Origin of the sequence: Actinomadura kijaniata NBRC 14229, from assembly GCF_001552175.1 — a bacterium.
GTDB lineage: Bacteria > Actinomycetota > Actinomycetes > Streptosporangiales > Streptosporangiaceae > Spirillospora > Spirillospora kijaniata.
In genome coordinates this window covers 1-7,979 of sequence record NZ_BCQR01000274.1, presented here as the reverse complement: position 1 = coordinate 7,979, position 7,979 = coordinate 1, and the positions used below count along the sequence as shown (strand labels likewise).

Below are 7,979 nucleotides of genomic sequence, written 5' to 3'. Positions count from 1 at the left end.
GAGATCGACGGCGCCGACGAGGCCCGCCGTTTCCTGCGGACGCACGGGATCACCGGTGAACGGGCCGACCGGGTCTGGACGGCCATCGCCCTGCACACCACCCCCGAGATCCCGTTGCGCATGGCGCCCGAGGTGGCCCTGGTGACCCGCGGCGTGGAGCTGGACGTCCTGGGCCTCGGCTACCACGCGATCTCCGACGAGCAGCGCGCGGCCGTGGTCGCGGCGCATCCGCGCCCGGACTTCAAGAACCGGATCCTCGCCGCCTTCACCGACGGCGTCAGGGACCGTCCGCAGACCACCTTCGGCAACGTCAAGGCCGACGTGCTGGCCCACCATGTCCCCGGTTTCACGCGCGGAGACTTCGTGGAGGTCATCAAGGGGTCCGACTGGCCCGAATGACCGGGGGCGGGTCAGCGGACGAAGAGACGGCCGAGCTGGTGGTCGACCAGGCTCACGGCCTGCTCGGGCGTGTGCTGCCCGAGCAGGACGCTGGCCTGTAGTCCCTCGGCCCCCGCCACCAGGAACGCGGCCTCGGCCGGGGCGTCGACCTCGGGGTGCACCTGGCCGAGTTCCTGCGCCTGGGCCAGCAGGTCGGCGATCAGGCGTTCCAGGGCGGGCGGTGCCTGGCGGACGGTTTCGGCCAGGTCGGGGTCGGCCAGGAAACGCACGAAGTACGCCACGTACACCAGATGCCGGTTGCGGCGCTCCTCGTCCAGGGGGAGCAGTTCCAGCAGCACGCCGCGCACGACCGCGCGCATGCCGGGGTCCTCGCCGAGAAGCTCGATGCGTTCCCGCGCGCTCCGCTCGCCTTCGGCGTTGAGGATCTCCAGCGCGCCGAGCAGCAGTTGGCGGCGGGTGCCGAAGTAGTACTGCAGCAGCCGCGCGGAGACCCCGGCCTCGGCGGCGACCTGCCGCAGGGTCACGTCCTCCAGCCCGCCGCGGGTGGCCAGGCGCCACACCGCCTGCGCGATCTGGCGGCGGCGCGCGTCGTGATCCACCTGTCGGGGCATGCGGGGTCCGTTCCTCCCGTCCCGCGTGCGGTGGGCCCGGCACGCGTTGTGGTGCGATCGTACCAAGCCGGTGTTATGGTGCGATCGAACCACAAACGTGGAGACCTCTTCTCAAGGTGGGAGCCGACTCATGAAACGCGTCACGAGCCTGGTCGTCGGCATGGTCCTTTTCGTGCCGGGAGTCCAGGGCGGCATCCGGTTGCTGGCCGACCGCGACAACGCCGGGATCCTCGACTGGATGCCCGGCGGGTTTCCGGCGCAACTGTCGTCCTACGCGCTGATGGTCCTCGTCGGAGCCCTCCTGGCGGGCTGGGGCAGGAAGAAGGTCGCGTAGGGCGGGGCCCGCCCCCCTGCCCCGGTCCAGGCGGCCGGTGGGAGTGGGCGCCGCGGCGTTCGGTCAGTTCGCGGTGGGGCGTCCGCCGTCGAGGACGTGTTCGGCGAGCTCGCGCGCGGACGCCGCGGGGCGCGTTCCGGGCCTGGTCGCCCCGGTCGCCAGGACGCCGTCGATGAGCAGGAGGAGCTGGTCGGCGGCGTGCGCGGGCCGCGGGTGTCCGAGGCCGACCAGCTCGTCCTCCAGGAGCCGGTGCACGCGCTCCCGGTAGTCGCGGGTGACAGCATGGCCGGGGTGGCCGGGATCGGGCAGCGCGAGATCGGCGGCCAGGTAGCGGCAGCCCCGGAAGTCCGGCCGGTCGACGACCTCGGCCAGCCGGTCGAAGACCGCCAGCAGCCGGGCGCGCGGGTCGCTCCCCGCGGCCCGCATCGTCTGGCGGTACTGCTCCTCGTCCTCGGCGGCGCTGCGCCGCAGCACCTCGGCGATCAGGCCGTCCTTGCCGCCGAAGTGCTCGTACAGCGAGCGCCGCGCCACGTTCGCGGCCTTGAGCAGGGAGTCCACGCCGACGTTCACGCCGTGGCTGTAGAGCAGCCGCTGGGCGGCGTCCAGCAGTCGTTCTCGGGGGCCGGGCGCGGTGCGAACGCTCATGACGGCAGCCTGCCATGGGTTGACGGGTAGAACAACCGGTCGATATACAAGAAGTAGACCGAACATTCTATCTACCGGAGTCGCCATGTCCCCCCGCACCACCTCCGAGATCATGGACCGCTTCAACCGCGCCTTCGTCGAGCACGATCCCGGTCTGCTCGACGGCCTGCTCGCGGAGGACTGCGTGATGGAGTCCGTCCAGCCCGCCCCCACCGGGGAGCGCGTCGAAGGCCGCCAGGCGTGTCTGGCCTGGTGGGCGGCGCTCGCCGAGGACCGCACCAGCCAGTTCCGGCCCCAGGAGGTCGTGGTCGCCGGGGACCGGGCGACGATCCGCTGGCACTACCGCTTCGGTCCCGGAGCTGAGGAGTGGGTCAGCGGCGTGAACCTCATGCGCGTCCGCGACGGCCTGATCGTCGAGGCCCTCGGTTACAGCAAGACCGCGGGTGAGGTTCCCCTGGCCGCCGAGACCGGTCTCGGCGGCTGAGCGCGACGGAACGGCGGCTGCCCTCTTCCCGGGAGGGCGGGACGTTCCCGTGTGGTGCGGTCATGTCCTGGCCGGTGGGGACGGGCCGCGTCCGGTCGCGGGGTGAGCGTCTACGCGCTCTTGAGAGCGCGGGCGAATCGGACGACGCGTTCGGCCTGGACGCGGGCGGCGGCGCGGGTGGTGTCGTCGACGGGTGCGGTGCCGCCCTGGTCGAAGTGGGAGGTGCCGTAGGGGTTGCCGTCGGCGAACTTGGCGGGGTCGGTGTAGCCGGGCGGGACGAGTACGCCGCCGAAGTGGTGGAAGGTGTGGGACAGGGCCAGCAGGGTGGCCTCGTGTCCGCCGTGCCCGGTGCCGGCGGAGGTGAAGCCGCTGTAGACCTTGTCGGCCAGCAGACCCTGTCGCCACACCGGCCCGAGGGTGTCCAGGAACTGCTTGAGCTGGGCGGCGATGTTCCCGAAGCGGGTCGGTGAGCCGACCAGCACGCCGTCGGCCCAGACCAGGTCGTCGGGTGCGGCCAGGGGGATGTCGGCGGTCGCCGCCGCGTTGGCGGCCCAGGCGGGGTTGGCGTCGATCGCGGAGCGGGGGGCGAGTTCGGCCACCTTGCGCAGCCTGACCCGGGCACCGGCCTTCTCGGCGGTCTCGGCCATCTCGCGGGCGATCCCGGTGATCGTTCCGGTGGAGGAGTAGTGGATGACGGCGATGTTGACGGACGTGTCCATGGTGTCCGCTCCGGAGGTCGGCGGGGTCACAGGGTGTCGAGGTCGACGGCGTCGGCGATGGCGCGGTAGCCGGTGTCGTTGAGGTGGATGTGGTCGCCGCTGTCGTAGGCGGCCCTGAGCCGGTCCCCGTCGGCGACGACGTGGTCGAAGTCGGCCACGGCGTCGTAGGCGCCGCCGGTGCGGATCCAGTGGTTGACCTCCTGCCGGATCCGCTCGCCGCCGTCGGTGTGGGCGGCCGAGCCGCCCATCGGCATGATCGTGGCGCCGACGACCGTGAGTCCCCGCGCGCGGGCCAGGCGGACCAGGGTGCGGTGGCCCTCGATGAGCCGCGCCGCGGTCACCGGGCCGGTCTCGTTCCAGGCGGCCAGGTCGTTGACGCCCGCCATGACGACCACGCTTCGGACGCCCGGCCGGTCCAGCACGTCGCGGGTGAAGCGGGACAGGGCGCGCTCGCCGTACACCGGCGAGTCGGTCAGCACCCGGTTGCCGCCGATCCCGGCGTTGACCACGCTCAGCGGGCGTCCCGCCGCCGCCAGCCGTTCGGCCAGCCGGTCGGGGTAGCGCGCGTCGGCACCGCCGGTGGAGCCGACGCCGTCGGTGAGGGAGTCCCCGAACGCCACCACGGTCCGGCGGCCGGGGTGGCCGGACGTCTCGACGCCGGTCAGGTAGTACCAGGAGCCGCTGCTCCGCGTGAACGCCGTCGCGCGGGTGTCGGCCAGGTGGTCGCCCCCGGCGCGGTAGGAGGTCGCCATGGCGAAGTGGTGGAAGGTCGCGGACCCGGTCGGCTCGTCCAGCCGTAGCGTCACCGACAGCTTCTCCCGGGGCGCGGTCCGCACCGCCGCGGGGTCGCTGACGATCTCACGGCCGGGCGGGATCACGGTCGACGCCCGTCCGTGGAACCGCAGCGTACGCAGCGTGCCCGCGCGCACGGCGGCCCCGGTGCCGGCACGTCCCACCACGGCGCCGGCGATCCGCAGCGGCCGGTCCCCGTAGACGTTCGACAAGCGGATCCGGAGCCTGGAGCCGCCGCCGGTGAGCCGGACCACCTGGCGGACGGTGTCGTCGGCGAATCCCTGCTGCGACCAGTTGACGCCGTACCAGTCCGCGGTCGGGGTGGCGGGCTGGGCGGCCGTGCCCCAGGCGGCGTGCCAGCCGGCGGTCCCGGCCCGGGCCGGTGCCGCGCCGAGGCCGGTGGCGGCCAGCAGCGCCGTCGCGATGGTCAGGGGGCGGAAGGAACGCATCGGTCGATCTCCTCGTTAGTACAGCGCCGTAAATTTCAGCACTGAAGTAGATGTGAGGACGATAGCCGTACGCTCTTTCAGTACGCAACTATTCAGCGTGATAACTTCTGGGGCATGGCGGAGACGCGATGGCTCAGCGCCGACGAGCAGCGCAGCTGGCGGGCGTTCGGCCTGGCCACCCGGCTGCTGCTGGACCGGCTGGAGCGGGACCTCCAGGAGGCGGCCGGGATGCCGCCGACCTACTACGAGCTGCTGGTCCTGTTGTCGGAGGCGCCCGACCGCACGATGCGCATGAGCGAGCTGGCGCGCTGGACCCACTCCAAGCCGAGCCGCATCACGCACGCGATCGGCAAGCTGGAGCGGTCCGGATGGGTGCGGCGCGAGCACCTGGCCTCCGACCGCCGCGGCTGGCTGGCCGTCCTCACCGACGAGGGCCTGGCCGCCCTCCGGGCCGCGGCGCCCCGCCATGTCGAGAGCGTGCGGACCCACCTGATGGACGTGCTCTCGCCCGAGCAGGTCAGGCAGCTCGGCGACATCGGCGAGACGCTGCTCGAACACCTCGCGCCGAACGCGCCCGACGGCCCACCGGGGCCCGCCTCCGAACGGTGATCCCGATCGGTGGCGCCTGAGGGGCACCGACCGGGGCGGCTCCGCCGGACCTCCCCTGTCGCGCCGCCCCCGCGTTTAGTGCTCGGGCACTATCTCCGCTGCTCTCGATGGGTGCCGTGCGCCTCTTCTTCGGCCGACGGGCGGACTCTATGTTCCTGATGCAGGACAGAAGCCCCACGCGGAAACCCCCCGAAGAAGAGGTGCTCTTCCCATGAAGCCTGCCATTCGCATGCTCGCCGTCGCGGGCGTCGCGGCGTCCGCCGCCGTCGTCGCTCCGGCCGCCCAGGCGTCCGCGGACGCCCCGGCGGACCGGAGCGTGTCGGCCGCGGCCAAGTGGTCGTGCAACCCCAAGAACCACAACCCGCACATCTGCATCACCCGCTCAGGCAAGACGCTGCAGGTCAAAATCACCTACAGGGGGAAGTTCAGCGGCCCGGTGAAGGCGTACTTCTACACCAAGAAGGGCGGCGGCTACTACATCAAGGGTCAGAAGACGCTGAGCAAGAAGCTCTCGGTCAAGTCCCCGAAGGGCAAGAGCGGCGTCTGGTACTCACCGAAGTTCAGCTGCCCGAAGAACGCCACCCACACCAGCACCTACTACCTGTGGAACCGGCTCGGCATGGTCACCGAGACGCCCGTGGTGAAGTGCCGGTAGCGCGTCCCTTCACGGAGGTGCGCGGCCCGGTGGCGTGAGGCCACACCCCTGGCCTCCGCTCACCACAGACCCCGCGCCGGCATTTCCTGGTCGTCACCGAGCCCGCGCGGCGGCGGGCGGTGGCGACGTCTTCCCGCGCTCCCTGCCCCTGGCCACCGGCCAGCCGCTGAGCGAACGCGGCCTGTGGCGCATGAACCACCACCCCCGCTCCACCGAGCGCGTCTTCGACGGCCTGCGCCACCTGGCCGACAACATCCACCGGGTCCCCGCCTTCGTCATCCCGGCCGTGGAAGGACGCGCCGACCACGCGCCGGTGGCGGCCCAGGCCGGGGCGTGGAGGTCGATCCTGCCCGCGATGTGGAGCTTCATGCTCGCCGCCCGCGCCCGCGGCCTCGGCACGGTGTGGACGACCGCGCACGCTCCCCTCGAACGCGAGCCGGCCCGGACGCTGGGCGTTCCCTACGACGAGGTCATGCTCGCCGCGTTCGTCCCGCTGGCGTACACCATCGGAGCCGACTTCAAGCCCGCCCCGCGCATCCCCCGCGACCACGTCCCGCACTGGGACCGCTGGTAGGCGGCCCGGCCCGGACGGTCAGTGGCGGGCCGCGCGGAGCGGGCGTCCCGGCTCGTCCAGGGTCTCGCCGGGAGCGCCCTGGGCGAGCAGCCGGCCGTCCTTGAGCAGCAGGCAGTGGTCGGCGTTCCCGGCCGCCTCGGCGTCGTGGGTCGCGTGGACGATCGTGACGCCGGTCGGGACGAGCTGGTCGAAGATCTCAAGGATCCGCCGCTGGGAGTCGCGGTCCAGCCCGGCGGCGGGCTCGTCCAGGAGCAGCAGGTCGGACTGCTGGGCGAGCCCCTGGGCGATGAGGACGCGCTGGTACTGACCGCCCGACAGCTCGCCCAGCCGCGTCCGGGCGAGGTCGGCGACGCCGACGCGTTCCATGCAGTCCGCGATCACGGTCCGGTCGTGCCGGGTGAGGGGCCTCCACCAGCCGCGGTGCGCCCAGCGGCCCATGGCGACCGCCTCCCGCACCGTCATCGGCATCACGGCGGGGACCGCGGTGCGCTGGAGCACCAGCGCGGGCCGCCCCGCGCAGGAGGACTCCACCTCGCCCGCCGTGGGGGCGAGGATCCCGGCGAGCACGCCGAGCAGGGTCGACTTCCCCGAGCCGTTGTGGCCCACCAGCGCGGTCACGCGGGAGCGCGGGACGCGGGCCGTGATGTCGCGCAGCACCGTCGTGGCGCCGTAGCCCGCCCGGACCCCGCGCATCGTGATCGCCGTCTCGTCCACCCGCTCCACCCCTCCTTGCAAATGATAACGGTTTTCATTATACGATGCCGGGCATGGAGTGGCTTTTCGCCCCTTTTGGGGTGTCGTTCGTGGAACGGGCGCTGTGGGGCGGACTTCTCGTCTCCGGCATCTGTGCCCTGGCGGGCACCTGGGTGGTGCTGCGCGGCATGGCGTTCCTCGGCGACGCGATGTCGCACGGCATGCTGCCGGGCGTGGCGGCGGCGTCGCTGCTGAACGGGAGCCTGTTCGTGGGCGCCGTGCTGAGCGCGGTCGCGATGGCGGCGGGGGTGACGGCGCTGTCCCGGTCGCCGCGCCTGTCCCAGGACACCGGCATCGGCCTGCTGTTCGTCGGGATGCTCGCCCTCGGCGTGATCCTGGTGTCGCACTCGCAGAGCTTCGCGGTGGACCTGACCGCCTTCCTGTTCGGCGACGTGCTGGCGGTGCGCCCGCGCGATCTGGCCGTGCTGGCGGCGGCGCTGGTCGCCGCCGCCGTCCTCAGCGCCGTGGGGCACCGGTCGTTCGTCGCGCTGGCCTTCGACCCGCGCAAGGCGCGGACCCTGGGGATGCGGCCCCGGCTGGCGCACGCGCTGCTGCTGTGCCTGCTCACCCTGGCGATCACCGCGTCCTTCCACGTGGTGGGCACGCTGCTGGTGTTCGGGCTGCTGATCGCGCCGCCCGCGGCGGTCGTGCTGTGGGCGCGCAGCGTCCCGGCGGTCATGGCCGGCGCGGCGCTGCTCGGGGCCGTCTCGACCGTCACCGGGCTGCTCGTCTCCTGGCATCTGGGCACCGCGGCCGGGGCGACGATCGCCGCGACCGCCGTGGCGCTGTTCTTCCTGTCGGCGCTGGGGGCGGGCCTTCGCGACCGCCGGCCGCGCGCCTCCCGGCGAAAGGAACCCGGGTACTCGTCATGATCTGTGGCAGCACCGGCCGCGCGCGACCGCTCGCGGCGCCGGCCGCCGTCGCGGCGGCCCTCCTGCTGGCGGGCTGCGGCGGC

The 7,979-nt window shown here is 72.9% G+C and carries 11 protein-coding genes and 1 pseudogene; 7 read left to right on the top strand and 5 right to left on the bottom strand.

Annotated features, from left to right (window positions below):
* Positions 1-399: pseudogene (locus AKI01S_RS52330) on the top strand (HD domain-containing protein); the annotation flags it as partial.
* An 11-nt stretch (positions 400-410) separates the two neighbouring features.
* Here the strand turns inward: AKI01S_RS52330 and AKI01S_RS47155 are convergent.
* Entirely contained in the window at positions 411-1,010 is a 600-nt protein-coding gene (locus tag AKI01S_RS47155) for a TetR/AcrR family transcriptional regulator (protein ID WP_067833252.1), read from the bottom strand.
* 130 nt (positions 1,011-1,140) lie between these two features.
* Here AKI01S_RS47155 and AKI01S_RS47150 point away from each other — a divergent pair, with 130 nt between their 5' ends.
* Complete coding sequence (locus tag AKI01S_RS47150) at positions 1,141-1,344, top strand: hypothetical protein (protein ID WP_067833249.1); 204 nt, start codon at positions 1,141-1,143, stop codon at positions 1,342-1,344.
* Between the two features lie 63 nt (positions 1,345-1,407).
* On the opposite strand, the gene AKI01S_RS47145 is transcribed toward AKI01S_RS47150, so the two are convergent.
* On the bottom strand, positions 1,408-1,989 hold the full coding sequence (locus AKI01S_RS47145) for a TetR/AcrR family transcriptional regulator (RefSeq protein WP_067833246.1): 582 nt from the start codon (positions 1,987-1,989) through the stop codon (positions 1,408-1,410).
* 85 nt (positions 1,990-2,074) lie between these two features.
* On the opposite strand from AKI01S_RS47145, the gene AKI01S_RS47140 reads away from it, so the two are divergent.
* Positions 2,075-2,473 carry a nuclear transport factor 2 family protein gene (locus tag AKI01S_RS47140; protein WP_067833243.1) on the top strand — a complete coding sequence of 133 codons (399 nt, stop codon included), beginning with the start codon at positions 2,075-2,077 and terminating at the stop codon, positions 2,471-2,473.
* Positions 2,474-2,583: 110 nt separating this feature from the next.
* Here the strand turns inward: AKI01S_RS47140 and wrbA are convergent, their stop codons facing one another.
* Positions 2,584-3,192, bottom strand: coding sequence for an NAD(P)H:quinone oxidoreductase (gene wrbA, locus AKI01S_RS47135; RefSeq protein ID WP_067833239.1), 609 nt, complete (start codon positions 3,190-3,192; stop codon positions 2,584-2,586).
* A gap of 26 nt (positions 3,193-3,218) precedes the next feature.
* On the bottom strand, positions 3,219-4,433 hold the full coding sequence (locus AKI01S_RS47130) for an SGNH/GDSL hydrolase family protein (RefSeq protein ID WP_067833236.1): 1,215 nt from the start codon (positions 4,431-4,433) through the stop codon (positions 3,219-3,221).
* A gap of 114 nt (positions 4,434-4,547) precedes the next feature.
* On the opposite strand from AKI01S_RS47130, the gene AKI01S_RS47125 reads away from it, so the two are divergent.
* The 3 genes from AKI01S_RS47125 (at position 4,548) to AKI01S_RS47115 (ending at position 6,271) form a co-directional block, all read left to right on the top strand.
* Positions 4,548-5,042: a MarR family winged helix-turn-helix transcriptional regulator gene (locus AKI01S_RS47125; protein WP_067833233.1), complete on the top strand. Its 495-nt coding sequence runs from the start codon at positions 4,548-4,550 to the stop codon at positions 5,040-5,042.
* 211 nt (positions 5,043-5,253) lie between these two features.
* Positions 5,254-5,697 (top strand): hypothetical protein, encoded by a 444-nt coding sequence (locus AKI01S_RS47120; RefSeq protein ID WP_157420692.1) that lies wholly within the window; start codon positions 5,254-5,256, stop codon positions 5,695-5,697.
* A gap of 190 nt (positions 5,698-5,887) precedes the next feature.
* Positions 5,888-6,271, top strand: a complete 384-nt coding sequence (locus AKI01S_RS47115) for a nitroreductase family protein (RefSeq protein WP_218010085.1) — start codon at positions 5,888-5,890, stop codon at positions 6,269-6,271.
* 18 nt (positions 6,272-6,289) lie between these two features.
* Here the strand turns inward: AKI01S_RS47115 and aztA are convergent, their stop codons facing one another.
* Positions 6,290-6,964 carry a zinc ABC transporter ATP-binding protein AztA gene (aztA, locus tag AKI01S_RS47110; protein ID WP_067833258.1) on the bottom strand — a complete coding sequence of 225 codons (675 nt, stop codon included), beginning with the start codon at positions 6,962-6,964 and terminating at the stop codon, positions 6,290-6,292.
* A gap of 74 nt (positions 6,965-7,038) precedes the next feature.
* Between aztA and aztB the strand changes: the two genes are divergently transcribed.
* Positions 7,039-7,896, top strand: a complete 858-nt coding sequence (gene aztB / locus AKI01S_RS47105; protein ID WP_067833255.1) for a zinc ABC transporter permease AztB — start codon at positions 7,039-7,041, stop codon at positions 7,894-7,896.
* Positions 7,897-7,979: the final 83 nt, after the last annotated feature.

Bases quoted from the DNA above. Each gene is read 5' to 3' on its own strand.
- aztB (WP_067833255.1), top strand. From the start codon at position 7,039: ATGGAGTGGCTTTTCGCCCCTTTTGGGGTGTCGTTCGTGGAACGGGCG.
- aztA (WP_067833258.1), bottom strand. From the start codon at position 6,964: ATGCGCGGGGTCCGGGCGGGCTACGGCGCCACGACGGTGCTGCGCGAC.
- AKI01S_RS47115 (WP_218010085.1), top strand. From the start codon at position 5,888: ATGAACCACCACCCCCGCTCCACCGAGCGCGTCTTCGACGGCCTGCGC.
- AKI01S_RS47125 (WP_067833233.1), top strand. From the start codon at position 4,548: ATGGCGGAGACGCGATGGCTCAGCGCCGACGAGCAGCGCAGCTGGCGG.
- AKI01S_RS47155 (WP_067833252.1), bottom strand. From the start codon at position 1,010: ATGCCCCGACAGGTGGATCACGACGCGCGCCGCCGCCAGATCGCGCAG.
- AKI01S_RS47145 (WP_067833246.1), bottom strand. From the start codon at position 1,989: ATGAGCGTTCGCACCGCGCCCGGCCCCCGAGAACGACTGCTGGACGCC.
- AKI01S_RS47120 (WP_157420692.1), top strand. From the start codon at position 5,254: ATGAAGCCTGCCATTCGCATGCTCGCCGTCGCGGGCGTCGCGGCGTCC.
- AKI01S_RS47130 (WP_067833236.1), bottom strand. From the start codon at position 4,433: ATGCGTTCCTTCCGCCCCCTGACCATCGCGACGGCGCTGCTGGCCGCC.
- wrbA (WP_067833239.1), bottom strand. From the start codon at position 3,192: ATGGACACGTCCGTCAACATCGCCGTCATCCACTACTCCTCCACCGGA.
- AKI01S_RS47140 (WP_067833243.1), top strand. From the start codon at position 2,075: ATGTCCCCCCGCACCACCTCCGAGATCATGGACCGCTTCAACCGCGCC.
- AKI01S_RS47150 (WP_067833249.1), top strand. From the start codon at position 1,141: ATGAAACGCGTCACGAGCCTGGTCGTCGGCATGGTCCTTTTCGTGCCG.